Below are 24,058 nucleotides of genomic sequence, written 5' to 3'. Positions count from 1 at the left end.
CGCTACCCACTTCCCTTGCTCAGCTTCGCGTTGGACTGCACGAGGACGGGGTCCTTGTGGCACTGCGAGCAGTACGCCGGCTGATGGCACACCGCACAGGCGTTCTTGCTCCCGGCCTTCACGACCGACTGCGCGTGGTTGTAGAGCATCCCGTAGTGGTCCACCTTGACGGCGCCACTGTCGTGGCAGTCCTCGCAGTACGAGGCCTCGTGGCAGGCACCGCAGGTCTCCGCCGCCGGTTTGACCCCACCGGCGACGTTGCGGTGGCTGAAGACGAACAGTGGGTCGACGTGGTCGGCCGGCCGCTTCCCGATCGGGACGCTGGCCGGGGTCGCCGTCCCCTGTGGGAAGGTGTGGCAGGTGTTGCACGTGGAGGGGATCGTCTCCTTGGTGACCTGCCCCTCGACGACCTTGTAGTGCGCTCCGTCGTGGCACCGGAAGCACCCGGGGGAGCTCTGGTGCCCGAGGTTGTCGGCGTAGGTGCCGCCGCGGGTGTTCATCTCGGAGGTGACGACGAGCTCGTAGATCCCGGCGATGGCCTTGCTCGCCGCCGCGATCTCCTTGGCCTTGTCCTTCGCCACTGCCGGGTAGTCCGCGGCGTAGAGCTGGGCCAGGTTGCCGATCGCAGCCTCGCCGTCCTCGTCAGTGGTGTACTTGCGGTTGAGCAGGGTGATCGCGTTGCGCTTGATGTACGGCAGCGTCGGGCTGATGGCACCGCTGGCCATGGCCTGGTCGACCGCCTTGTCCACGGACGGGATGTCGTGCCCGACGCGGTTGTGGCAGGCGAGGCAGTCCATCGCCCGCGTGGACCCGGTCGCCTTGAGTCGGGCGATGTCGGCGTCCGCGTTGGAGGACTGCCGCACGGCGCCCTCGGCGATGTACTGGACGAGCTGGCCGGTCCTGGAGTCCCGGAACTCGACCGAGTCGATCGTCTGCTGGTGCTCGTCGGTGGACGTGTAGGTGACGTCCTGGAGGACGTGCCAGTGCATCGACACCTCCTCGGCGGTGCCCGCCTGGGCCGGCCGGATGAGGACCGCGAGGTCGTTCCGGGTGTTCTTCTCGTCGCGGGAGAAGCTCGCCCGGGTGATCAGCTTGGTGGGCTGTCCGTCCTTGGCGATCTGCGAGAGCGGGTGGCACTTCTCGCAGGTCTGCTCCGTGGTCGGCAGCGCGTCGTGCTCGATCGCGGGGATCGGTGTCGGGTAGGTGTTGGTGACCAGCGCATAGAGCTCGCGCGTCCCGGCGAGCTTGGCCTTGACGAACCCCAGCACCCCCGGCTCGACGTGGCACTCGCCGCACGCGACGTCCTGGTGCACCCCCGCCTCGTAGGCCTTCTTCTGGGGCTCCATGGTGTGGCACGTCGTGCAGAAGCTCGCGCCCTCGGAGTAGTGCACGACCTCGACCCCGCCCAGGGTGCCGATCGCGCCGATGACGAGGACGCCGCCGACGAGGGCGAGGACGCCGAGGGGGGTCTTGGGGATCGGCACGAGGCGACGCAACCTCCGTCGCCAGCGGGCCCAGAACCCTTCGGGTGGCGCAGAAGCGGCCTCAGCCGAGCCCGCAAGTGCGGGCTCGGCGTCGGTGTCCACGGTGTGCGGCGGGTCTCCCCGACCTTGTCCGTGCACCGGACCGTCGCTGTGCTCGTTGGCGGGCCCGCTCGCGGGTCCGGTCATGGCGTCACCAGTCCTTTCAGCGAGGCCTCGATGCTGGTCTCGGAGACGCTCCCCTGCCAGATCTGCTTGAGGACGCCGTCCTTGTCGATGAAGAAGTGAGCCGGGATCGCCGACACCCGGTACGCGTCCGCGACCGCCGACTCGGGGTCCGCCGCGACGGGGAAGGTGATGCCCACCCGCTTCGCGTAGTCCCGCACCGTCTGCGTGTCCTCGGTGATGTTGATGCCGAGGATCTCCAGACCCTTCGGCGCGAACTTCCGGTACGCCGCCTCGATGTCCGGCACCTCGGCCTGGCACGGGGCGCACCAGCTGGCGCCGAAGACGACCCAGACCGCCTTGCCCTTGTAGTCGCTCAGGGAGACCTGGTCGCCGTCGATCGTCGTGACCGTGAAGTCCTGAGCCGGTGACCCGACCTTCGGCGGCGGGACGGTCGACTTGCCGGGAATGCTCACGGCGGTCGCCCCGTTGGGCAGCGTCTCGCCGCCGGGACTCCTACCGTCGACGAGCCACATCCCGCCGGCCACCAGGCCCGCGGTGACGAGGAGCACGACGAGCGTGCCGTACCGGCTCGACCGGATCCGCTCGCGAAGGCCACGTCGGCCCCCGGAACCGGGCCCAGCGGCATCCGGCCGGGTCTCGGGCTCGGCGAGCCCGTCGACCGCTCCCGCTGGTGGCACGGGACGGGGAGCCGGCGTGGCCACCACACTCGACGCCGGTTCCCCGTCCGCGCGGTCCTCCTCCCCGTTCAGCTCGGCCTCGAGGATGTCCTCCACGTCGAAGTCCTCGTCGTACTCACGGCCGACCAGGTCGACCTCCTCGAGGAACTCGTCCTCTGGGACCCGCTTGGCGGATGTGTCCCGGAGAGCCCGATCGGACATCTCGATCGCTTCCTTTCAGTGTTCGCTTTCAGTGTTCGCTGTCAGTGTTCGCTGTCAGTGTTCGCTGTCCACTGTTCGCTGGCTGCGTTGCGCCTGGAGGGTGGCGCGGCTCGCGGGCGGAGGAGGTCAGGCGTAGCTGTGCAGGCCGCCGAAGAAGGCGTTGCCGACGAAGGTCAGCACGACGCTGGCGAAGCCGATGACGAGCAGCCACGCCGCGCGCTTGCCGGTCCAGCCACGAGCGACGCGAGCGTGCAGGTAGCCGCCGTAGATGAGCCACGTGACGAGCGAGGCCGTCTCCTTCGGGTCCCAGCTCCAGTAGCTGCCCCAGGCGATCTCGGCCCAGACGGCGCCGAGGACGAGGACCATCGTGTCGAGCGGGAAGGCGATGACGACGGCGCGGTAGCCGAGCCGGTCGAGGACCTCCGGCTTGGGGATGAGGTGACGCCACTTCTGCGGGGTCCACAGGTCGAGGGCCGCGGCCGCGAAGCTCACGGCGAAGGCGCCGTAGGCGAACACCGCGACGATGATGTGGAGCGTCAGGAGCAGGCTGTTCTGCAGGGCAGGGACGAGCGGGTCGATCTCGGTCGGCTGCGTGCCGGCGTAGGCGAGCGCCACGACCGCAAGCGGCATGACGAAGAGCGCCAGCGTCCGCGCGCGGTACTTCCACTCGAAGTACGCGTAGGAGACGAGGATGCCCCAGGCCATCGAGGTCGCGAACTCGTACTGCGTCACGAAGGGGCCGTTGCCCGTGGCGGCCATCCGCATCGCGAGGCAGGCCGTGAGGAAGGCGATGGCGAGCCAGGTGAGGCGGGTGCCGATGCGGGCCAGCGTGGCGGCCGACATGGTGGAGTAGGCGGGCGCGGCGGGCGCAGTCCCGGGGCCGTCGAGGTCGTCGAGCAGGTCGTCGCCGGCCTCGCCGACGAGCACTCGCTGGCGTCGGGGTGCAGCCTGCGACACGGCCCGGTGTCCGGCGGCCATGGCCCAGAAGTAGGCGAAGGTCGCGAGGACAGCGGTGATGAGCGCTGCGACGAACGCGAACTGTGAGTAGGTGAGCATCTCCGTGGCTCCTTGGTGGTGGTGGTGGTCGACTCAGGCGTCGGAGGTCTTGATGGTGGAGACGATGTTCTTGAACACCGGCTCGAAGGCGGGGTCCCGCTTGAGCGGCGCGCCGATCATGACGCGGCTCGTGCCGTCGCCGTTGGACCGGACGCGGGCCCAGATCCTGCGGTGCGGCATGAAGAAGACGAGGTAGCTGCCGAGGATGAGCAGGGCCGAGCCGAGCCAGACGAGCCAGGACCCCTTGTCCTGCTTGACGGTGAGGCCGGTGTAGGGGCGGTTGCGCTCGAAGGTGTAGGTGAGGCCGTCGACGTCGGCGGAGTCGCCCTGGTCGATGACGGGCCAGCCGAGCGGGTTCTCCACGCCGTCCTTGTGCACCTCGAACTGCGCGGTGCCGGCGGGGAGCTCCTTGAGGACCTGGCCGGAGGCGGCCTGGATGACGTAGACACTGACGCCCTTGCCGGGGATCTCGAACTGGCCGATGCTCTGCTGGCCGTCGTTCGACTGCCACTTGAGCGGGACCATCTGGCGGAAGATCTCCTTGCCCTGCTCCTTGACGGTGACGTCGACGCCGATCCCGAAGAAGGCCTGGTGGAACCAGACGCCCTCGTAGATGAGCGGGGTGTTGACGCGCACCTCCTGGCGGGCGACCTGCTTGCCGTCCTTGGTGAGGACGACGTCCGAGACGTAGTCCTTGGGCTGGCCGCTCTCGTAGTAGGTGTCGGTGAAGGAGAGCGCCTTGGCGGTCAGGCCGGTGCCGTGGCCGACCGGTACGTCGACCCCGACGGGCGCGATGAAGTCGGTGTCCTTGAAGCCGGTCGTCGCCGACACGACGAAGCCGAGCATGACGACGATGATGCTGAGGTGGGCGACGACGGTGCCGAAGGGGCCCCAGCGGAACCGGTCGCCGTAGACGTCCGACCCGCTCGTCGCGGTGCCGTCGAGGACGCGGAAGTGCTTGCTGTGCAGGGCGTCTCGCACTCGCTGGGTCGCGGTGTCAACGTCACCGGGCAGGTCGATCGTGGCGCGGAGCGGAGCGTGGGTGAAGAAGACCTCCCGCATCGACGTGCGCGGGTGGGTGGCGACCCGCCACAGCTTGGGAGCGCGGTTGATGGAGCAGGCGAGGATGCTCATGCTCAGCAGGACGAAGAGGCCCTGGAAGTACCACGTCGAGAACACGTGGAAGAGCCCGAGCTTGTCGAGGATCCCGACCCAGCCGCCGTAGCGCTCCGAGGGGGCGCCGGCGAGCCATTGGGCGTAGGTCTGCTCGTCTGCGCGGGCTTCGGGCGTCGCCTGCATGAGAAGGGTGCCGAAGAGGGTGAGGATCCCGAGGAGCAGGATGATCCAGAGACCCGTACGCATCGAGATGAGGAACAGCCAGACGCGCTTGAGCGGGTGCTGGGTGCGGTGGTGCGGGTGGTGCTCGTCCTGCTTCTGGAGGCCGTCGAGGACGTCGACGCCGTGCTCGACGTGCCCGAGGTCGTCGTCGATGCTGTCGACGTGGCCAGGCACGTGGGCCGTGACGCGCGTCGCGACGCGCGAGCTGGCCTCCTGGCGGTTCCTGACGCTGGTGGTCATCTCGATGCCTCTTTCAGCTGGCGGTGGTGGTGGCGGGTGGTGCTGCAGGTCGTGGTGGAGGCGGGCTGCGGGCCGAGGCGGCTCATATCGTGAACCCGGGGACGTACTGGGAGAGTCGGACGAAGAGGTTGGTCATCATCAGGAAGCCGACGATGACGAGCATCGAGCCGGTGACCATCGACACGGCGGCCTCGTGTCGGACGAACCAGTTGAGGCGGTTGCCGAGGGCGCTCACCCCGAGCGCGACGAAGATGAAGGGCAGACCGAGCCCGACGGCATACGCGACGAGGAGCGCAGCTCCCTCACCGACGCTCGAGCGGAGCGAGGCGAGGCCGATGATGCCGCTGAGGATCGGGCCGACGCAGGGTGTCCAGCCGGCGGCGAAGACGACCCCGAAGAGGACCGACCGGCCGACGTGCGGGCTCTGGTGCTCAACGGTGCCGTCGGGCCGCCGGCGGAGCAGGCTGCCCATCGACAGCCCGCTCTGCCGGGTGAGGAGGGGGAGGGAGATGAGGCCCGCGACGTGCAGGCCCATCAGGATGAGCACCACTCCCCCGACCTTGCGGAGCACGTCGACCTGGTCGCGGAGCAGGTAGCCGACGAGCCCGATGGAGGCCCAGAGGGCGACGAAGACGACGGTGAAGCCGATGACGAAGGCCACGGCCTGCTGGAGGGTGGTGCGCCGGGTGGGCTGCATCTCGGCCCCGGTGCCGCCGACGATGTAGCTGACGTAGGCGGGCACCATCGGCAGGCAGCACGGCGAGGCGAAGGAGACGATGCCTGCGACGAACGCCACTGCGAGGGTGATGTTGCCGTTCATGTCGCTCTGCTCCGTGGTCCGCGTCGTCCGCTGGGTGGCTGGTCGGTTACTTGGTGGTGGTGGGCTGGCCGGACGGCGTGGTCACGGCGCCGACCTGGGACTGGACGGTCTTGGCGAGCTCGCTGTTCGGGTCGATGTCGACGACCTTCTTCCACTCGGACTGCATGAGGTCGGAGCGACCGGTCGTCATGTAGAGGAAGCCGAGGTCGTAGTGCAGCTCGGCGTTGTCCGGGTGGGCTGCGATGCCGGCCTTCCACGTCTTCTCAGCGGTGGCGTTGTCGCCGGAGTTGTAGGCGGCTGCGCCGAGGCTGATGAGCGCCTGGGCGTTCTTCGGGTCGACGTCGAGCGCCTTCTGCGAGAAGGCCTTCGCGTTGGCCCAGTCGTTGGCGCCGAAGTACAGGTCGGCGATGCCCTGGAGGGAGGCGATGTCCTTCGGGTTCGCCTCGACCTTCTTGGTCAGCTCGGCGAGCTTGGCGGGGTCGACGGCTGCGGCCGTCTGCGTCTGGGTGGTGTCCTGGGCGGTGGTCATCTCGGGGACCTGGGGCTTGCCCATCCAGTAGACGCCGAGGACGACGCCGATGGTGACGAGGACGGCGATGATGCCGACGAGCATCCGGTTGGTCCGGTTCGGGCCGGTGGTCTCGGCCGCCGCGTTCGTCCCGCTCGGACGGGCGAGGGCCCGCAGCTCGGACTCGGGGCCGGTCAGCAGGGCGAAGACGCGGTCGATCTCCTGCTGCCGGCGGTCGGCCCACCCGCGGATGTCGTCGGGGGCCCCCTCGAGGTACTCGACGATCTGTTCGTGGGTGGCCTCCACCTCTTGGTCGTCCGCCGCCGCGTCGAGCCCGAGCCGGGCCAGGAGGTCGGACTTGACGCGCGTCGCGCTCGTGGTGGCGGTGGCGCCCTTGGCTCGGGACATGGGTCTCACTCCTGGGTCAGAAGACATTCGTCGGTGGTGAAGGTTGGTGAATCCAGTGTGCTTTTGAGCGATTTGCTGAACTATCCGCCGCAAGGCACATGTCGGATAGAGATCCGGTCCATGCCCGTCCATGCCCGTCCATGCCCGTCCATGCCCCGTCCGGATGCGCCCCCTGGCCACGGAGACCTGGCTCACACGCGGGCTCCGGGAGACCACGCCGTATGCCGCTGGGCTCGCTTCCGGGGTCATCGACGTGGCGTGGTGGGCGGGGTGGGAACGAGAGGGCCATCAGTTGCTGTAGGTGGCGCCCTGGTGGTCCTTGCCGTGGCAGGTCAGGGTGCAGGTGCCGCCGGTAGCCGTCTTCCTGAAGGTCGGGACTCCTCCCATCGCCTTGCTCGGCAGGACGTTCGGCGAGAAGCCGATGAGCCGGTCCCCCGCGACCGTCTGGCCGGCCGGCAGCTGGGTCGTGCCATGGCTGCTGAAGTGGCACTCCGCGCACCGCGCGTTGCCCTGCCCGGCACCCGGGGTGTCGATGTCGAGCCCGCCGCTGCCCTTGGTCGTCATGCCGGAGACGTGCAGACCGTGGAAGACGAAGTTCGTGCCTTCGGCAGCGGCCGGCCGGAGCCGGTTCATGTAAGGCGTCTCCATGTGGCAGGCGAGGCAGAGGGCGAAGCCCTTGGCGTCGTAGAACTGACCGGCCTTGGACAGGACGCGGTTCTCGTAGGGCCGGATGAGGATGCCGCGGTTCGTCGAGGCGTGCACGGTCAGCGTGGCGTCCGGGCCGTTCTGCGCCGGGTCAGCGGAGGTGCCGGTCGTGTTGCTCGCGTGGCAGCTGACGCACCGGACGGTGTCGTTCGTCGTGAAGTTCCACAGCTTGTACGGCGAGGGGCCGGCGAGGCTGTCGGCGAGCTTCTGGGTCTGGTTGCGGCCGGGGGCCTCGATCGGGTGGTAGGAGGCGTTGGCCGGGTTGAAGTCGACGGCGAGGTCGGTGAAGCTCTGCGACGGCTTGCCCGGCACGTCCTCGGGGAGCGTCGTGTAGCCGGAGTGGCACTTGAAGCAGAGCTGGTACTCGGCCGTCACGGGCTGGACCATGCCGTCGAGCCACGTGTAGGAGGGTGCGGTGCCCGCCGCCCCGTTCGTCACGGCGACCCCGGAGATCTTGGTGAAGCCGCCCGGCGCGGTCCAGCCGGTCGCGGTCATGACCGACTTGGTCGTCGTCGCGCCGTGGGGGTCGTGGCAGTCGCTGCACTGACTGTGGCGGGTCAGCGTGCCCTCGAACTCGTTCGCGGAGTCGAGGGTGTGGTCGCCCGGGTCAGTGGTGTCGTGCGACCAGTAGGAGCGAGTCGTGGGGTCGTTCGCCGGCTGTCCCAGCGTGTATTGGGCCTGGACGTCGGCACCACCGGTTCCGCCGGCATGGCACGTGTAGCACTGGTCGGTCTCGGACTGCTTCTTCACGAGGTTCTGTGAGGCCGCCGAGTGCGTCTGGTGGCACACGCCGCACTGGCCGCTCGTCGTGGAGCCTCCAGGATCGTGGATCGTGCCCGGCCCGTTGGGGCCAACGGTGACGACCGCGTCCGTCGCCACGTCGGGGCCGGCGAGGGCGGAGTACAGGGGATAGCTCGTCTTCGTCGCGTCCGCCTCGGGCGCCCCGACGAGGGCGTAACCGGTGACTCTGGTCTCCGGGAGCCCGGGCACCAGCTCGCCGTCGTGCTGGCCCGGGCTGGCGAGGGTCGCCGGGGCAGCTCCGACGGTGACGGTCGCCGGCTCGAGCAGGGGGACCACTGCCCCGTCGTCCGTGACGCGCAGCTCGTAGCTCGTCCCGTAGGCGGCGTCGATCGACAGCGCGACGGTGAACTCCTGCACGGTGGCGGTGCCCGGCGGGAGGACGTAGGGGTTGACCGGGTTGACCCCGCTGGAGCGCTGACCAGCCACGGCCGTGAGGCCGTCGGGGATCGTCACGTGCAGCGAGTCGGCCGGGATCGGGCTCGATCCCGGCGCCGGGGCGGAGCCGGTCTCGGTGGCGACCCACTCCTCGGCGGAGTGGATCGGCACACCCGGCGTCGCGGCCTCGGGAACGACCTGGAAGTCGCCGCTGCCGGCGACCCGGAACTCCAGCCGGGGGGTCACCGTCACGGCGTCGGTCCCACCGTTGCGCAGCGCGGCGACGAGACGGAGGGACTGGAAGGGGATGAGGTCCGCCGCTGACGCACCTTCCGGCAGGTAGCGCGGGGTCGCGCCGGGGTCGCCCACCAGCGCGAGGGCGCTCGGTCCGCCGCTCAGACCCGGGACCGGGAGCGCGAGCAGCTCTGTCGACGTGGCGGCAGACTGGATCGCCGGATCACTGGCCGCGACCGGGGCTGACTCGGGGACTGACTCGGGGGCCGCTCCGGCTTGGGCCGGGGTGGTCGTCCCGGTGGCTGTCACGGACGTCGTCGGTGACGGTTCCGCGGTCGGCGTCTGCGTGGGTGTCTCGGTCGTCGAGCTCGTCGGGGTGGACGAGGGCCCGGTCGTCGTGGTGGTCGCGGTGGGGGTGGGCAGGTCCTCGGCTGCGAGGCCCACCGCCGGCGTCGCGGTGAGGGCGAGGGCGAGGAGGGGCACCGTGGCGACGGCCGCGGGCCACCCACCGGGCCGCATTCGGCGCGGTGGGGTGATCCGGTTGCCTGTCATCGGTGCCTGTCCTCCGGGCCTCGGAGAGTGGGGATTGGGGGTGTGGGGCTGCGGGCGACCTGGGTGAGAAGCCACCCGCAGCCTCACGGTGATCTGGTCAGACTCGGCTGTTGTGTCTCAGCTGGGCCGGATCAGACGTTGTGGCACATCACGCAGGTGCCGCGATCGTCGACTCGGAGGAGCCGGCTGTCGTTGCTCTTCGTGGTGCCGCCCGGGTACTCCACTGCGGAGTTGGCTGCCATCTGCGCGTTGGAGCCGTGCGCAACGTGGCACTGGATGCAGTTCCGGTTGGCCGCAGCGTCGCCGCTGACGTTGTCACCGGTGTGCCGGTAGGTGAACACCGAGTCACCCGAGCTCTTCCCCCACGAGCCCGAGGGGGCGAGGTAGCGCGTGTGGCACGTGGTGCACCACGCGGCGACGTTGGCCTGGAAGGAGCTCACGCTGGCGGAGATGGTCTTCGCCACGGGAGTCGGGTCCGTGGTGGACGTGCCACCGAGGATCGTGGTCGTTCCCGTGTCAGCCACGGCTGCAGGGTCACCGGCGGTCCAGTAGTTGGTCGTCGTGTAGACCTTGTTGGCCGTGTCCTTGATGAAGATCCCGGCCTGCGTGTTCGTCCCGATCTTGGCCACGAAGCCGGAGTCGCTCGGTACCGGCTTGAGGATCCGGTACTGCTTGTTCCCGTGCGGGTCGTGGCAGGACGAGCACTCGAGCTTGGTCGTCGTGGTCGTGGACATGTCCTTGCCCACGTTGACCGTGCCGGATAGAGCGCCATTGCCCCACATGATGCCGACGCCACCGAAGTGGCTCGACGTGGTCGCCGCCGGAGCAGCGGCCGGTGGGATCAGGCCATTCCTTGAGCTCCACGAGCTCCGCGACGTGTTGAAGTAGATCTCCTTCGTCGCCTTGTCGGAGCCGATCATTGCCTTGTCGAAGCCACCACCGCGGAGGGCTCCGACCTGGGAACCGCGGACGACGGACAGCGTGGTGCCGTCCGGGTACGTGGCCGTGGACGTGGCGTCGTAGCCGACACCGTTCTGGACGTCCGTAGTTGCGCCGGTGCCGCTGCCGCCATGGCAGCTGAAGCAGAGGCTCTCCTCATCCGCCGCGTTGAGCAGGTACGCCGACTTGGCCGTGTGGGCACGGTGACAGGAGGCACATCGCCCTTGTCCGGCGTCGCTGATCTTGACGCCGGTCGTTGCAGTGGTCGTGGCGGTGGAGACGTGCGGACCGTTGTCGGCTTGCGCCGGCGAGGCCCCCATGAACAGCGCGGCGGAGGCGGCCGCCACAAGGACGAGCCTCCGCATCACTTCTCGTTCAGTTCTCATGATCGTTGAGTCCAATCTGAGCTGTGAATTTGTGTATTCAGTTGTGTTGTGACGTGAACCAGACCGTCCGCCTCGCCGTAGTGCCGGCGCGCCTCCGTCAGGCCACTCCTATGGGGGTCCGGTGCGTGAAGTACACGGGGCATCAGTAGCCCCACACCTGGATCCGATTGTTCTCCCGGTCGGCGACGTAGACCCTCCCGCGAGTGTCGGTCGCGACGCCGTTCGGGAAGAGGAAGGTGGCGTCCTCGCGGCCCTGGTCGCCGAAGGATCCGACATAGGTCGGGTGGTCGGTCGGCTTGGCCGCGGCCGTGAAGACGCGCACCTGCTGGTCGGTCGTGTCGACGACGAACAGCCGGCCCTGGTCGTCGAGGGCCAGCCCGCGGGGCAGGCCGAGGTCTCCGTCGCCGATCCCGCGAGAGATCAGCGGGGTCATCGCTCCGCTGGTGTCGAAGACGACGACCCGGCCGTTGTTGCTGTCTGAGACGTAGATCTGACCCTGCGGGCCCGGCACGATGGCGTTCGGGTAGTTGAGCTCGCCCTTGCCGAGCGTCTTGACCAGGGTTCCGTCCTGGCTGAGGACGAGGATCCGGTGGTCCTTCGGCTCGGAGCTGGCGGCGTCGGCGACATAGAGCGTGCCGTCCGCGGACACGCCGATCCCGAGCGGGGAGAAGGTCAGCTTCTTGTCCTTGGGCGTGAAGGTCGACCGGTAGGTGCCGGCCCCGTCGTAGACGTAGACCTTGCCCGCGGCGCGGTCGCCGACGTAGACGTCACCGGTCGTCGGGTGGACCGCCACGTAGACCGGCACGTGGTAGCCCTTGTCGGAGGCCGGCGGATTGAGCTCGCCGAGCTTGGCGCCATCCCGGTCGTAGACGAACGTGGCGGCCTTGGTGCCGGACTGGGTCACGTAGATCTGGGACCCGTCGGGAGACACGGCGACTCCGAGGGGCTTCTCGACTCCGTAGAAGGCCGTCTTGTAGGTGGGGACCTTTGCGGTCTGGAGGCCAGGCAGCTCAGTCAGCGGCTTGCGGTTCATCAGGTACCAGGCGGCGAGGCCGCCGAAGAGCACCAGGGCCACGACGAGCAGCCAGGCGATGATCTTGCGCCGCCGCCTGCGGTTGGGGTCGGCGACCACTGTCGGGGGCGTGGCCGGGGGGCCACCCAGGTCGTCGAGCTCCTCGAGGAGGGCGTCGTCCGACGCGGGCGCCGGGCGGGTCTGGATATCACTCATGTCGGGGTGTCCTCACTTCTTCGCCATGGGCTTCTCGCCGGGCGTCACACCCAGGGACGCGAGCGACGACATGGCCGCCACGTTCTTCGGGTCCTTGGCGAGGGCCTTCTGATACCACCCGATGGCTGTCTTGGGGTCGCTCTGGCTCTCCGCGATGAGACCGAGCCCGAGCATCGCCTCGACCGCGGCTGGGCCCTTGGCCAGCGTTGTGAGCTGGGCCTTGGCCTCGTCGACCCGACCGGCGCAGAAGACGGCCATGGCGGACGCCGAGGAGGCAAGCTCTGGCTTCTTCATCGTCGTGTAGGCGGTCTGCATCTGCTGGTGAGGCTCGCACCAGCCGGTGGGGACGAAGCGGAGCGCGTTCTTGAAGGTGGCGACCGCCTTGGCCGGCTTGCCCTGCTGCAGCTGGGCCAGGCCGATCTGGTACATCGCGTCCGAGTCCGTGGGAGCGATGTTGAGGGAGTGGCTCAGCTGCTCGATCGCGACCTCGGGCTTCTGCTGCTTGATGGCGATGACGCCCAGGTAGTAGTAGGCCGCGCCAAGGAGCGAGTCCGAGTTGGCGAACTCTCCCTTGCGGGTGGCCTTGATGACCTTGGTCAGCGGCGCCTTGGCTGCCTCCAGGTCGCCCTTCTCGAGGAGGGCGTAGCCCTTGGCCACGAGGGCGTCCTTGCTGTCGGGTGCCACCTTGAGCACCTGCTCGAACTGGGCGAGGGCGTCCTCGTAGCGCTTGGCCTGCTGGTAGACGAGGCCGAGGTGCAGGCGGGCATCGACGTTGTTCGGGCTCTTGCGGACGGCCGCCTCGGTCAGGTTGATCTGCTGCTGCAGCATCGACGGGGTCGGGGTGACGTACTGGTCCTTGTAGTAGAGGAATCCCACGGCAGCGAGCCCGACGACGAGCACCGCCACCCCCAGCCGCAGGAACAGGGTCAACATCCGGTCGGACGACCCGACCGCGAGTCGGTGCTCGCTTCGTGCATGTGCCACTGGTACCTCACCCGTCCTTTGTGGCGGTTCTGCCGGCATGCCTGCCGCTCGGAGGCGAAATCCTCCGTGTTCATCGTGTTCGCGCCCGGCCTCGGGGCCTATCCGCCGCAGGGTAGAGATCGGATAGAGGGACCGGCAGGTCTCGTCCCTATCCGCTCAAACCCATGGATCCCGTCACGTTTCGCTCCCAGCGCGATTCCGGGCCGCCGGATCGCCCTACACTCTCCTTGACGCATCAGTCAGCCGGTCCGGCGAAGGAGCAGGTCGATCACCAGCAAGTACGCCACCACAGCGGGGCACGCCGACAGCCCGAGTGCCGTGATCCACTCCCCCACCGGGGAGCCCGTCTCCGACGGCCCGCCCGCACCGCAGCCGCGCACCCCGCTCGTGAGCCGACGGCTCCGGCTGATCGGCATCGTCCTGCCCGTGGCCGGGGCGGTCATCCTCGAGCTGGCCCGGTATGTCCTCGAGTCGCGTGGCTACTGGTCGCCGGGGCTCATGGAGACCTGGCACGTGGCGATGGTCCTGCTCGTCATCGGCGGCATCGTCGTATTCGCCCTCTTCATGTTCCGCCTCATCGACGACTCCGAGCGGCAGATCGTCAGCCAGAACCGCGACCTCACCACCGCCAACGCTGTGGCCGGCGCCATCCAGGGCCAGTCGACCGTGTCGAGCATCATCGACGGCACCCTCGACGCGATCGTCCGGACGGCCGGCGCGGCGCAGGCGAGGATCCGGATCTTCGACACGCCGGGCGCGGCAGACTCCGAGACCTCGACCTACACCCTTGCGGCGACCCGCGAGCTCGAGTCGTCCGACCACCCCACCCTCGATGTGCCGCTCACCCACGGGGCGGTCACCGTCGGGCGCCTGGCGATCTGGTACCCCGACGGGGTCGACCCGGCCGAGCGGGTCGGGAGCACGGCCCTGTCGAGCCTGACCACCCAGGTGGCCTGTGCGATCCAGCTCGCGGAGGCCGTCGCGGACCTCAACCGGCGCAAGATCGAGGGACATGCGCTCTACGACATCCTGCTGAGGGTCTCCAACCAGGACCCGACGACCCCCGTGCTCGATGCCGTCGCTCGGCACGCCATGGTCCGCCTGCACGCGGACGGCGCCGCCATCACGCTCAATCCCGAGACCGCCAGCTCGGTGCGGTTCGAGGCCGGCCCGGAAGCCCCCACCCTGCGCCCCGACGGCACTGCCGTGATGGCCTGTGGGGCGCCTGTGGAGGCGAGGACGAGCAACCGCGGCAGCAACGGGCGCCCGAAGGAGGCTGCCCCGCTCCACAGGGCGAGCAAGGTCGTGACCGGACCGGCCGGGCCGCTCGGCGAGATCACCGTGGCGCGCGTCGCCGGCTCGGCCTTCTCCGAGCGCGACCGCGGGTTCCTGTCCACGCTGGCGAGCCTGGTCGGCATCGCCCTCACCGGCGCCCAGATGCGGGAGCTGTCCCGGCAGCGGGCGATCCTCAACGAGCGCACCCGGATCGCCCGGGAGATGCACGACAGTCTGGCCCAGGTGCTCGGCGCCGTGCACCTGCGCCTCCGGGCGCTCGGAGCCACCTACGCCAGCCTGCCCAAGGACCAGGTCGCCGAGGAGATCGACTCGCTGGCCGAGGTCTGCGCCGAGTCGTACCGTGACGTCCGCGAGACGATCCTGGGTCTGCGCGACTCCCACCAGCACGCCGAGCGCAGTCTCGAGGACAACCTCCGGGCCTATCTCACGAAGTACTCCTCCCAGTCCGGCATCGCCGCCACCCTGATCAACGAGGTCGGGCACGAGGTCAGCCTCTCGCCGAGGGCCGAGGTCCACCTCATCCGCGTCGTGCAGGAGGCGCTGACCAACGTGCGCAAGCACGCCCATGCGTCCTCGGTCACCGTGAGCGTCAACGGCACCGACACGTCGACGAGCTTCGCCATCGAGGACGACGGGGTGGGCTTCGACCCGGGCCAGACGGCCAGCGCCCAGGACGGCTACGGCCTGTTCACCATGCGGGACCGCGCGGCGCTGCTGGGCGGCACGGTCGACATCGACTCCGTCCTCGGTCGCGGCACCCGCATCATGGTGACGGTGCCCGAGCGCCCGTTCGCCCCTCGCGCCGTCGGGAGCGCACGGTGAGCGAGCCGACCCGCATCCTGCTCGTCGACGACCAGCCCCTTTTCCGCGGCGCCATCGCGGCCCTGCTGGCACGCCAGCCGGACATGGAGGTCGTCGGTGAGGCCGAGAACGGCCTCGCCGGGGTCGAGCAGGCGAGGGCCCTGCGCCCCGACCTCGTCATCCTCGATGTCGAGATGCCGGTCATGAACGGCGTCGAGGCGGTGCGGCTCATCCGCGAGCAGGTCATGGACGTCAAGGTCATCATGCTGACCGTCTCCGACGTCGAGGACCACGTGCTCGAGGCCCTGCGCAACGGCGCGCACGGCTACCTGCTCAAGGACCTTCGCCCGGAGCAGCTCTACGACATGGTCCGTTCGGTGATGCGCAACGAGACGCCGATCTCCCCCGGTGTCGCCGGTCGCCTGCTGCGCGAGATCCGTCAGGGTGGCAAACCGCGCGTGACCTCACCCGCCGCCAGGACCGAGCAGTCGGTGACGCGTCGCGAGCTCGAGATCCTGCGGCTCGTGGCGGAGGGGCTGAGCAACAAGGAGATCGCCAAGCGTCTGGTCATCACCGAGGGCACGGTCAAGAACCACGTCCACAACGCCCTGGAGAAGCTCCACATGGACAACCGGATCCAGGCGGCCGCCTACGTGATCCGGCAGGGGCTGGGCGCCCCCGGCGGCGAGCCCGCCGGCCGTTGACGGCCAGGCCCGTTCGCCGCACCCGGGTATAGGCCGACCCGTGCCGTTCCTGTAACCAGAGCCGGATGGTTCCACCTCCCTCGCCGCACCTAGCCTGAACGCGGAACGGCTGGATCCGCGGAGGAGGGTGACAGGGTGGAGCACGAGACGTCGGTGCTCGTCATCTGCGAGCACGAGCTCCTCGGCGAGGGTCTGGCTGCTCGGTTGCAGATGATGGGTGTCCAGGCGCTCGTCGCCGCCGCCCACAACGACCACGCGGTCGTCCTCGCCCTGCGGGCACACCCGGACGTCGTCGTCATCGAGAGCCCGGACCCCGCCTGCCTCGACCGGGTCATGATGTTGAGCCCCTCCTCGCGCGTCGTCGACGCGACCAGGTCGATCGGCCGGGGGTTCCCGACCGAGACGATGCGCTTCGAGGCGATCCTCGCTGCCCTCCCGGTCAAGCCCCAGCCGGAGGCGATGGCTTGACGTACGCGGCCCGCAGGTGCCGCGAGTTGAGCAGCGTCGCGACGACGAGCAGGATCACGGCCAGCACGACCTGCTCGACGATCATCCACGTCGGGTAGAGCCCGGGTATGAAGCAGCTCGCCACTGCGACGACGGGGAAGATGACCGAGAAGAGGCGCAGCCTCGAGTAGGCCCACCACCAGCCCCGTTGCGCCCGCCAGACGAAGTAGTAGAGCGATGCCGTGAGCAACGAGATCATCACCAGGCGGGTCCAGACGATCCAGCTCAGCGACGCGCCCATCTCGGTGCGCACGACAGCGAGGAGCACAGCCGCGACATCGAGGGAGAAGGCGGCCGTGATCCCCATCGCGACATCGGCGAGGATGCGGCGGCTCTCTGGGTGCTCGGTGTGCTCGGGCGGCACGCGCAAGCGGGCCTTGCGCCCGCCGCCGATCCGGTCCAGCACGCGGGCCACGACCTCGACGTCCATGGAATCCCCCGTCCCCTAGACCTGGGCCCGGGACTCGATCGCCCCGAGGATCTCGGCCAATGCGTCGTCGATCGGCACGCCGTTCTTCTGTGACCCGTCTCGGTAGCGGAACGACACCGCGTCGGCGGCCCGGTCGTCCTCCCCCGCGATCAGCACGAAGGGCACCTTCGACTTGGAGGCGTTGCGGATCTTCTTCGGGAAGCGGTCGTCGCTCGCATCGAGCTCGACCCGGACGCCCTTGCGGCGCAGCCGGTCGAGCACCCCGCCGAGGTAGGCGGCGTACTCCTCGGCGACGGGCACGCCCATGACCTGGACCGGTGAGAGCCAGACGGGGAACGCCCCGGCGTAGTGCTCGACGAGCACGCCGAGGAACCGCTCTATCGAGCCGAACTTCGCCGAGTGGATCATGACCGGCTGCTGCCGCGTCCCGTCGGCCGCCTGGTACTCCAGGCCGAACCGCTCGGGCTGGTTGAAGTCGTACTGGATCGTCGACATCTGCCAGGTGCGGCCGATGGCGTCGCGGGCCTGGACGGAGATCTTCGGGCCGTAGAACGCGGCGCCGCCCGGGTCGGCGACGAGCTCGAGGCCGGATGCCTTCGCCACGTCCTCGAGGACCTTCGTCGCGACCTCCCACTGCTCGTCCGAGCCGATGAACTTCGCAGACTTCTCCCCCTCGGTGTCCCGGGTCGACAGCTCGAGGTAGAAGTCGTCGAGTCCGAAGTCGCGAAGCAGCGACAGGACGAAGTCGAGCAGGTGCTTGATCTCGTCGGGCGCCTGCTCCGGGGTGACGTACGAGTGCGAGTCGTCCTGGGTCATCCCCCGCACCCGGGTCAGGCCGTGGACGACGCCCGACTTCTCGTAGCGGTAGACCGAGCCGAACTCGAAGAACCGGAGCGGCAGCTCACGGTAGGACCGCCCGCGCGACTGGTAGATGAGGTTGTGCATCGGGCAGTTCATCGCCTTGAGCTGGTACTTCGCACCCTCGAGCTCCATCGGGGGGAACATCGTGTCGGCGTAGTACGGCAGGTGGCCGGACGTGTGGAAGAGCCCGTCCTTGGTGATGTGGGGCGTCCCGACGTAGTCGAAGCCTTCCTCGATGTGCCGCCGGCGGACGTAGTCCTCCATCTCGCGCTTGATGACCCCGCCCTTGGGGTGGAAGACGGGCAGGCCGGAGCCGAGCTCGTCAGGAAAGCTGTAGAGGTCGAGCTCAGCCCCGAGCTTGCGGTGATCGCGTCGCTCGGCCTCGGCAAGCCGGTCGAGATAGGCCTTCAGCTCGTCCTTGGTCGGCCACGCCGTGCCGTAGATCCGCTGGAGCTGCGGGTTCTTCTCGGAGCCGCGCCAGTAGGCAGCGGCCGAGCGCATCAGCTTGAAGGCGTTGCCGATGAGCTTGGTGTTGGGGATGTGCGGGCCGCGGCAGAGGTCGCCCCAGGCGCGGGTGCCGTCGCGGCGGATGTTGTCGTAGATCGTCAGCTCGCCGGCGCCGACCTCGACGCTCGCGCCTTCGGCTGCCTCGCCGGCGCCGCCCTTGAGGCCGACGAGCTCGCACTTGTAGGGCTCGTGCGCGAGCTCTGTCAGCGCGTCGGCGTCGGAGACGACGCGCCGCTCGAAGGTCTGGCCCTCGTTGATGATCTTCTGCATGGCCTTCTCGAGGGCCTTGAGGTCATCGGGGTGGAAGGGGGTGTCGACGTCGAAGTCGTAGTAGAAGCCGTCGCGGATGGGCGGGCCGATCCCGAGCTTGGCGTCCGGCAGGGTGGACTGGACGGCCTGGGCGAGCACGTGGGCGGTGGAGTGCCGCAGGACGGCGAGCCCGTCCTCGCTGTCGACGGTCACCGGCTCGACGACGTCGCCGTCCGAGAGCACGTGGAAGAGGTCTCGCAGCTCGCCGTTGACGCGGGCGACGACGACGTCCCGACCCCCGGCGCCGATCTGCTCGAAGAGGTCACCCGCCGTCGTCTGCTCCGCGACCGATCGCTCGCTCCCGGCGACGGTGACGCTGATCTGTGCAGACACGGAGGGTGCTCCTTCAGTGGGGCCCGGCCCTGCGGCCGGTGCGAGTTCGCGACCGCTGCGCGCGGCCGAGCCTCAAGGGTATCGACTGCCCCGGGTGCGCCGCGAAACCATACCTGCCCAGCGGACCCGAGATCGCCGGTCCATCCGGGCAACCTTCTGCCCTGAAGCCGCGTCCTGAGTGCACGGGCTCCGGGTCGACCGACCCACCTCCACACACCAGTCCATCGAGCCCGTCAACGGAAACCAGGGGGTTACCTGACATGAATGCACTTCGCACCGGGACGCTCGCCGCCTCCGCGGCCCTGCTCGCCGGCGGGGTCCTCACCGCGGCACCGGCCGCCGCCGCACCTGCGACGACGTCGTCGCACACGACGACCATCTCGGGCACACCGTGCCGGACCACGTCGATCCACCAGATCGGCACGAAGAAGGTCGTCTGGGACAAGGGGATGGCCGCCTTCACCGTGCGCCAGTACCTCGGCTACTGCCGGGACGCCAGGGGCTGGGCGTGGATGAACGTCGCGTCGACCTACGTCTGGCAGCAGTACCACGTGCGCGGCTTCGGGTACCGAGCCCAGGTCGGCATCGCCGTCAAGGGAGAGGACGAGACCCGCGGCTACGTCATCGGCGCCAACCGCCAGCGCCTGACCTGGTCCAAGCCGGTCCGCACCGTGAACCTGTGCACCCGAGGATGGGGCAAGCTCTCCCGACTCGGCTCCGAGTCCGCACAGGGCATGACGTCACTGCGGTGCTGACCCCTCCCTCGTGAGGACGGCAACCCCCGCGAACCTGCCCTCGGCGAGGTCGTCGAGGGCCCGGTCCGCGGCGGCGAAGCCGTAGGTCGTGACGGTCGAGCGGATACCGAGCCGGGCGGCGAGGGCCAGCAGCTCCTCGCCGTCCTGGCGGGTGTTGGCCGTGACCGAGGTGATGGTCCGCTCGCGAAACAGGTGGGCCTGGTAGTCCAGGCCCGGGATGTCGCTGACATGGATTCCCGCGAGGGCCAGGGTGCCGCCCTGCTGCAGGCCCGCGAGCGCCACGGGGACCAGGTGCCCAGCGGGCGCGAAGAGGATCGAGGCGTCGAGCGGCACGGGAGGCAGAGCGTCCGCCGGTCCCGCAGAGGCAGCCCCCAGCTCCAGCGCCAGCTGACGAGCGTCCTCACCCCGGGTGAGGACGTGCACTTCCGTCCCCTGGGCGAGCGCGAGCTGGGCCGTCAGGTGGGCGCTCGCCCCGAAGCCGTAGATGCCGAGGCGCCCGCCGGCAGGCACGTTCGCTCTCCGGAGGGCTCGGTAGCCGATGATCCCGGCACAGAGGAGCGGCGCCGCCTGCTCAGCCGTGATCTCCGGGGGGATGCGGTAGGCGTACGCCTCCGGCACCGTGAGGAAGTCGGCGTAGCCGCCGTCCTCGTCCCAGCCGGTGAACCTGGCTGTCGGGCAGAGGTTCTCCCGCCCGGATCGGCACCACCGACAGGCGCCGCACGTGCTGCGGAGCCAGGCGATCCCGACCCGGTCGCCGAGGGCCAACCGCGAGGTGGCCGGGCCGCGGCCGACGACGCGTCCGACGGCCTCGTGACCGGGGACGACGTGCGGCCGGTGCGTTGGCAGGTCTCCCTCGGTGACGTGCAGGTCGGTGCGGCACACACCGCAGGCCTCCACCTGCACCAGTGCCTCGCCCCTGGCCGGCAGGGGCACTGGACGCTCGACGCGCCTGATCCGGCCGGGGAGGCCCACCGTCTCCCAGGCAGACATCGAATCGGGAAGATGCTGACCATCGACCATGAGCCAAGGCTCACGCGCCGCGGGCCGTCTGTCGAGTGATCGCCACGGCCGGGTGGGCGCGCGCCCTACGACGTGGGGTGGGCTCGCTCCTCCTCGACGAGGCGAAGCGCACCGCCGATCGCTCCCCCCAGCGACATGAGGAGGATGAGGAGGACCGTGGTCCGCTCCCCCGGGCCGGCCCCCGGAGCGGCCCAGTGACCCGGCTCGGTCGAGACGTTGCGCAACGTCTCGCTGAGGGCCGTCGTGAAGATGACCCCCGAGCCGAGCCAGACCGTCGCGAGCCGCGCCCGGGTGAGCCGCTTGCCCCGGACCAGGCCGGTGGTCCCCACGGCGGCCGCCACGGCCGCGAGGGCGGACGCGGTGAAGAGCGTCCGCTGTGGGAGGCTGGGGCCCGCCGACGAGCCACCGCTCTGCACGGCCCCGGAGAGCTGCACCCCGGCGAAGGCCATCGCCGCGACAACGAGGAACGAGCCGAGGATCCGCTGCAACGGACCGGTGTCGCCCTCCCCGTCCGCCACACGGCCACCGCCGGTCGCCACCGGCCACCGGGTCCGCGCGTAGAGCAGGAAGCCCGGCACGAGCAGGACTGCCTGCAGGACGAACCCGGAGTACACCAGGCCGAAGACCCAGGGGCTCAGGACGTCGTCCCCGGTGAACGGGTTGCCACCACCGGTGGCGAGCTGCAGTGGGGTGCCGACGAGGAAGCCGACGGCAACCGGCGCCAGCAGGCCGCTGCCGATCCAGAGGGGGAAGGCGACGAGGAAGGCCGGCAGCCGACGCCCCCACGGCGCGACGAAGGCGATCGCCAGGATCATCGCCACGAGATCCATCCCACCCGTGACCAGGTTGGCGGCTCGGGTGGTGTCGGTGAAGCCCTCGGCAGATGCGCCCACCGAGACTCCGGACACCCACAAGGCCTTGAGGAGCGTGTAGGGCAGGCAGACCGTGACCGTCGCGACGGCGAGGCGTCGGCGGACGACTCCGACCCGGTCGGAACCGGTCCGCTCAGGGCTGGGCTTCCGGGGCGTGGTGACGGATGCGCTGGTCATGGCTCCAGCCTCATCGAGTCGCGATCTCGACGCATCGTCCTCGCGTCTCGACGTCGTCATCCCCACGGATGACGGGCCCTCCGTCGCGGGGCTGAGCCCGGCACCTGCTGCTCGGACAGCGGGACCGGCTCAGCGGCATACGGAATGGGTTGTCTACCAGGAGTGCTCGACGATCAGGTGCACGTGGTCACCATTGGCACTGTGCACCAGCGACAGCGCACGGTTGGTCTCGAAGGCGGTGCGAAGCCGCACCGTGGAGGGCAGTCGCAGCGGCTTGCGGAACCACACCCTGCTCGTGACTCCCGCGGTCGGGATCCTCGGCCCGAGCGCCGCGACCACGCGGGCATAGCTGTACATCCCGTGGGCGATGGCCGTCGAGAAGCCGAGTGGCCGAGCGGTGAGCGCGTGGAGGTGGATTGGGTTCCAGTCGCCGGAGACCCTGGCATAACGGCGTCCGACGCCCTCGGTGAGTCGCCACGTCGGCCCGGCCTCCACCGACGCCAACCCGTCGAGCGACGGCGGCTCGGATGCGTCGCCCGCGGCGCCCTCATCCCTCGTGCCCGTGTCGCTCTCCTTGGACAGGTAGGTGCTCACGCCCGTCCAGACGACCTCGCCCTGCACGCTCACCTCCGAGACGAGGTCGACCTGCCGGCCCCGACGATGCGGCCGGAGGTTCTCGGCCCGGACGGTGAGGTCGAAGGACTCCTCCACCGCGATGGGCCGGGTCGACGTGATGACGTTTGCCAGGTGGACGGCGCCGGCGAGCCCGAGTGGAAAGTCCCGCTCGCTCATCAGGGCCATCTGGAGCGGGAAGGCGAGCACGTGGGGATAGGTGAGCGGCAGCGCGGACCCCACCGGGAAGCCGCAGACGCGGGCATAGTCGGCGAGGGTGTCGAGGTCGACGCGGACGCCGCGGCGCACCGCCCGGACCTCGGGCAGTGGGCCGGATGTGGCGCGGCCGCCGGAGACGAGCGCCGAGGCGTAGATCCGCCGGAGGTCGGGGGCCCGGTCGAAGCGCACCTCGCGGGTCATGCTGGGGCCGCTCATGCGCCGAGCAGGCTCTGCCCGCAGACGCGGACCACCTGGCCGGTGACGGCTGCCGCGCCGGGCTGGGCCAGCCAGGCGATCGTCTCGGCCACGTCCCTCGGGAGACCGCCCTGCTGGAGGGAGTTCATCCGCCGACCCATCTCCCTCGTCGCGAACGGGACGGACCTCGTCATCGCCGTCTCGATGAAGCCGGGAGCCACCGCGTTCACCGTGATCCCCCGGTCCTGGACCTGCGCCGAGAGTGCGTCGACGAGGCCGATGAGTCCGGCCTTGCTGGTCGCGTAGTTGGTCTGGCCGCGGTTGCCCGCGATGCCCGCGATGGAGGAGAGGCAGACGATGCGCCCGCCCTCGCCGAGGGCCCCTTCGCCGAGAAGTGCCTCGTTCATCCGGACGATCGAGCGCAGGTTCACGTCGAGCACCGCGGCCCACTTGTCCTCGGACATGTTGACGAAGAGCTTGTCGCGCAGGATGCCGGCGTTGTGCACGACGATGTCGATCGAGCCGTGGCGAGCGACCGCGTGCTCGAGGACCCGACGACCCGCCCCCTCGGACGTGACGTCGAGCTGCAGGGCGGTGCCCCGCACCTCGTTGGCGACCTGGGCGAGGGCCTCGCCCGCTGCCGGCACGTCGACGGCGACGACGGTGGCTCCGTCGCGCGCGAGGACCGCGGCGATCTCGGCACCGATGCCGCGGGCCGCGCCGGTCACGACGGCGACCTTGCCCGCGAGAGGCGTCCCGGCGTCGACCGGCTGCGTCGACGCCTCGTTGACCCGGACCGTCTGGCCGTCGACGTACGCCGAGCGGCCGGAGAGGAAGAACACCACCGCCGATGCCACCCCGTCGTCCGCCTGGCCCTGGGCCAGGACGTGGTTCGCGGTGGCCCCGAACCGCAGCTCCTTGCCGAGGGACCGCACGAAGCCCTCGAGGGCGCGCTGCGTGGCAACCTCCGCGACGTCGGTCAGGGTGCTCGGATCCGTGCCGACGACGACGACCCTCGAATTCTTGTCCAGCCGTTTGACGGCCGGGACGCCGAGGTTGTGCAGCTGGCCGAGCTCGCCCGGGTCGAGCGCGGCGGACAGGTCGAGGACGAGCCCGCCGAGACGCCCGTCCACCTCGTCGAGGCTGGTCACGACGGACACGCCGGCGAGCTCCAGCCGGCCCACCAGGGACTTCTCGAAGCGCCCGCCTCCGGCGACGAGCACGGGCCCCTCGACGAGGAGGTCCCCGGGTGTGTAGCGCCTCAGTCTCGTCGGCTGCGGGACCCCGGCCTTCTTCGCGAGCGGCGACGTCATGAGCGTGCTGAAGAGGTCGGCCATC

General features: G+C 69.8%; 20 protein-coding genes. 4 read left to right on the top strand and 16 right to left on the bottom strand.

The window, feature by feature from the left end:
* Positions 1 to 2: 2 nt before the first annotated feature.
* From ABWV20_RS18665 to ABWV20_RS18620, 10 genes are all read right to left on the bottom strand, one after another.
* Positions 3 to 1,670 carry a cytochrome c3 family protein gene (locus tag ABWV20_RS18665; protein WP_353357866.1) on the bottom strand — a complete coding sequence of 556 codons (1,668 nt, stop codon included), beginning with the start codon at positions 1,668 to 1,670 and terminating at the stop codon, positions 3 to 5.
* Complete coding sequence (locus tag ABWV20_RS18660) at positions 1,667 to 2,548, bottom strand: peroxiredoxin family protein (protein WP_353357864.1); 882 nt, start codon at positions 2,546 to 2,548, stop codon at positions 1,667 to 1,669. The genes ABWV20_RS18665 and ABWV20_RS18660 overlap by 4 nt, the downstream gene beginning before the upstream one ends.
* Before the next feature lie 126 nt (positions 2,549 to 2,674).
* Entirely contained in the window at positions 2,675 to 3,604 is a 930-nt protein-coding gene (gene ccsB / locus ABWV20_RS18655) for a c-type cytochrome biogenesis protein CcsB (RefSeq protein ID WP_353357862.1), read from the bottom strand.
* 33 nt (positions 3,605 to 3,637) lie between these two features.
* Positions 3,638 to 5,182: a cytochrome c biogenesis ResB family protein gene (locus ABWV20_RS18650; RefSeq protein WP_353357860.1), complete on the bottom strand. Its 1,545-nt coding sequence runs from the start codon at positions 5,180 to 5,182 to the stop codon at positions 3,638 to 3,640.
* A gap of 82 nt (positions 5,183 to 5,264) precedes the next feature.
* Positions 5,265 to 6,002 carry a cytochrome c biogenesis CcdA family protein gene (locus ABWV20_RS18645; protein WP_353357858.1) on the bottom strand — a complete coding sequence of 246 codons (738 nt, stop codon included), beginning with the start codon at positions 6,000 to 6,002 and terminating at the stop codon, positions 5,265 to 5,267.
* 46 nt (positions 6,003 to 6,048) lie between these two features.
* Entirely contained in the window at positions 6,049 to 6,918 is an 870-nt protein-coding gene (locus ABWV20_RS18640; RefSeq protein ID WP_353357856.1) for a tetratricopeptide repeat protein, read from the bottom strand.
* 288 nt (positions 6,919 to 7,206) lie between these two features.
* The gene (locus tag ABWV20_RS18635) at positions 7,207 to 9,585 is read right to left on the bottom strand and encodes a cytochrome c3 family protein (protein ID WP_353357854.1); all 2,379 of its coding nucleotides are present in this window, start codon (positions 9,583 to 9,585) and stop codon (positions 7,207 to 7,209) included.
* A 131-nt stretch (positions 9,586 to 9,716) separates the two neighbouring features.
* On the bottom strand, positions 9,717 to 10,889 hold the full coding sequence (locus tag ABWV20_RS18630; protein ID WP_353357852.1) for a cytochrome c3 family protein: 1,173 nt from the start codon (positions 10,887 to 10,889) through the stop codon (positions 9,717 to 9,719).
* Positions 10,890 to 11,052: 163 nt separating this feature from the next.
* Positions 11,053 to 12,138 carry an SMP-30/gluconolactonase/LRE family protein gene (locus ABWV20_RS18625; protein WP_353357850.1) on the bottom strand — a complete coding sequence of 362 codons (1,086 nt, stop codon included), beginning with the start codon at positions 12,136 to 12,138 and terminating at the stop codon, positions 11,053 to 11,055.
* A gap of 12 nt (positions 12,139 to 12,150) precedes the next feature.
* Positions 12,151 to 13,122 carry a tetratricopeptide repeat protein gene (locus ABWV20_RS18620; protein ID WP_353357848.1) on the bottom strand — a complete coding sequence of 324 codons (972 nt, stop codon included), beginning with the start codon at positions 13,120 to 13,122 and terminating at the stop codon, positions 12,151 to 12,153.
* Between the two features lie 318 nt (positions 13,123 to 13,440).
* Here ABWV20_RS18620 and ABWV20_RS18615 point away from each other — a divergent pair, with 318 nt between their 5' ends.
* The 3 genes from ABWV20_RS18615 (at position 13,441) to ABWV20_RS18605 (ending at position 16,391) form a co-directional block, all read left to right on the top strand.
* On the top strand, positions 13,441 to 15,240 hold the full coding sequence (locus tag ABWV20_RS18615; protein ID WP_353357846.1) for a sensor histidine kinase: 1,800 nt from the start codon (positions 13,441 to 13,443) through the stop codon (positions 15,238 to 15,240).
* A complete protein-coding gene (locus ABWV20_RS18610) occupies positions 15,237 to 15,923 on the top strand; it encodes a response regulator (protein ID WP_353357844.1) in 687 nt (228 codons plus the stop codon). The genes ABWV20_RS18615 and ABWV20_RS18610 overlap by 4 nt, the downstream gene beginning before the upstream one ends.
* 135 nt (positions 15,924 to 16,058) lie before the next feature.
* Positions 16,059 to 16,391: a helix-turn-helix domain-containing protein gene (locus ABWV20_RS18605; protein ID WP_353357842.1), complete on the top strand. Its 333-nt coding sequence runs from the start codon at positions 16,059 to 16,061 to the stop codon at positions 16,389 to 16,391.
* On the opposite strand, the gene ABWV20_RS18600 is transcribed toward ABWV20_RS18605, so the two are convergent.
* On the bottom strand, positions 16,363 to 16,860 hold the full coding sequence (locus ABWV20_RS18600; RefSeq protein WP_353357840.1) for a hypothetical protein: 498 nt from the start codon (positions 16,858 to 16,860) through the stop codon (positions 16,363 to 16,365). The two genes, ABWV20_RS18605 and ABWV20_RS18600, sit on opposite strands and share 29 nt — an antisense overlap.
* A 15-nt stretch (positions 16,861 to 16,875) precedes the next feature.
* On the bottom strand, positions 16,876 to 18,870 hold the full coding sequence (thrS, locus tag ABWV20_RS18595; protein ID WP_353357838.1) for a threonine--tRNA ligase: 1,995 nt from the start codon (positions 18,868 to 18,870) through the stop codon (positions 16,876 to 16,878).
* Between the two features lie 260 nt (positions 18,871 to 19,130).
* On the opposite strand from thrS, the gene ABWV20_RS18590 reads away from it, so the two are divergent.
* Entirely contained in the window at positions 19,131 to 19,625 is a 495-nt protein-coding gene (locus ABWV20_RS18590) for a hypothetical protein (protein WP_353357836.1), read from the top strand.
* Here ABWV20_RS18590 and ABWV20_RS18585 read toward each other — a convergent pair.
* The 4 genes from ABWV20_RS18585 to ABWV20_RS18570 form a co-directional block, all read right to left on the bottom strand.
* The gene (locus ABWV20_RS18585; protein ID WP_353357834.1) at positions 19,611 to 20,615 is read right to left on the bottom strand and encodes a zinc-dependent alcohol dehydrogenase family protein; all 1,005 of its coding nucleotides are present in this window, start codon (positions 20,613 to 20,615) and stop codon (positions 19,611 to 19,613) included. The two genes, ABWV20_RS18590 and ABWV20_RS18585, sit on opposite strands and share 15 nt — an antisense overlap.
* A 95-nt stretch (positions 20,616 to 20,710) precedes the next feature.
* The gene (locus ABWV20_RS18580) at positions 20,711 to 21,694 is read right to left on the bottom strand and encodes a hypothetical protein (protein WP_353357832.1); all 984 of its coding nucleotides are present in this window, start codon (positions 21,692 to 21,694) and stop codon (positions 20,711 to 20,713) included.
* A gap of 153 nt (positions 21,695 to 21,847) precedes the next feature.
* Positions 21,848 to 22,741, bottom strand: a complete 894-nt coding sequence (locus ABWV20_RS18575; protein ID WP_353357830.1) for a MaoC family dehydratase — start codon at positions 22,739 to 22,741, stop codon at positions 21,848 to 21,850.
* Positions 22,738 to 24,057: a 3-oxoacyl-ACP reductase gene (locus ABWV20_RS18570; protein ID WP_353357828.1), complete on the bottom strand. Its 1,320-nt coding sequence runs from the start codon at positions 24,055 to 24,057 to the stop codon at positions 22,738 to 22,740. The genes ABWV20_RS18575 and ABWV20_RS18570 overlap by 4 nt, the downstream gene beginning before the upstream one ends.
* Position 24,058: the final 1 nt, after the last annotated feature.

It is taken from the genome of Intrasporangium sp. DVR, assembly GCF_040365325.1.
Lineage (GTDB): Bacteria > Actinomycetota > Actinomycetes > Actinomycetales > Dermatophilaceae > Intrasporangium.
Note: the sequence above shows the minus strand (reverse complement) of the source record. Positions and strands in the feature narration are given on the sequence as shown.

Excerpts from the sequence above, each read along its gene's own strand:
- ABWV20_RS18590 (WP_353357836.1), top strand. The coding sequence starts at position 19,131 with ATGAATGCACTTCGCACCGGGACGCTCGCCGCCTCCGCGGCCCTGCTC.
- ABWV20_RS18600 (WP_353357840.1), bottom strand. The coding sequence starts at position 16,860 with ATGGACGTCGAGGTCGTGGCCCGCGTGCTGGACCGGATCGGCGGCGGG.
- ABWV20_RS18650 (WP_353357860.1), bottom strand. The coding sequence starts at position 5,182 with ATGACCACCAGCGTCAGGAACCGCCAGGAGGCCAGCTCGCGCGTCGCG.
- ccsB (WP_353357862.1), bottom strand. The coding sequence starts at position 3,604 with ATGCTCACCTACTCACAGTTCGCGTTCGTCGCAGCGCTCATCACCGCT.
- ABWV20_RS18585 (WP_353357834.1), bottom strand. The coding sequence starts at position 20,615 with ATGTCTGCCTGGGAGACGGTGGGCCTCCCCGGCCGGATCAGGCGCGTC.
- ABWV20_RS18640 (WP_353357856.1), bottom strand. The coding sequence starts at position 6,918 with ATGTCCCGAGCCAAGGGCGCCACCGCCACCACGAGCGCGACGCGCGTC.
- ABWV20_RS18575 (WP_353357830.1), bottom strand. The coding sequence starts at position 22,741 with ATGAGCGGCCCCAGCATGACCCGCGAGGTGCGCTTCGACCGGGCCCCC.
- ABWV20_RS18580 (WP_353357832.1), bottom strand. The coding sequence starts at position 21,694 with ATGACCAGCGCATCCGTCACCACGCCCCGGAAGCCCAGCCCTGAGCGG.
- ABWV20_RS18665 (WP_353357866.1), bottom strand. The coding sequence starts at position 1,670 with ATGACCGGACCCGCGAGCGGGCCCGCCAACGAGCACAGCGACGGTCCG.
- ABWV20_RS18660 (WP_353357864.1), bottom strand. The coding sequence starts at position 2,548 with ATGTCCGATCGGGCTCTCCGGGACACATCCGCCAAGCGGGTCCCAGAG.
- ABWV20_RS18625 (WP_353357850.1), bottom strand. The coding sequence starts at position 12,138 with ATGAGTGATATCCAGACCCGCCCGGCGCCCGCGTCGGACGACGCCCTC.
- ABWV20_RS18630 (WP_353357852.1), bottom strand. The coding sequence starts at position 10,889 with ATGCGGAGGCTCGTCCTTGTGGCGGCCGCCTCCGCCGCGCTGTTCATG.
- ABWV20_RS18570 (WP_353357828.1), bottom strand. The coding sequence starts at position 24,057 with ATGGCCGACCTCTTCAGCACGCTCATGACGTCGCCGCTCGCGAAGAAG.
- ABWV20_RS18635 (WP_353357854.1), bottom strand. The coding sequence starts at position 9,585 with ATGACAGGCAACCGGATCACCCCACCGCGCCGAATGCGGCCCGGTGGG.
- ABWV20_RS18645 (WP_353357858.1), bottom strand. The coding sequence starts at position 6,002 with ATGAACGGCAACATCACCCTCGCAGTGGCGTTCGTCGCAGGCATCGTC.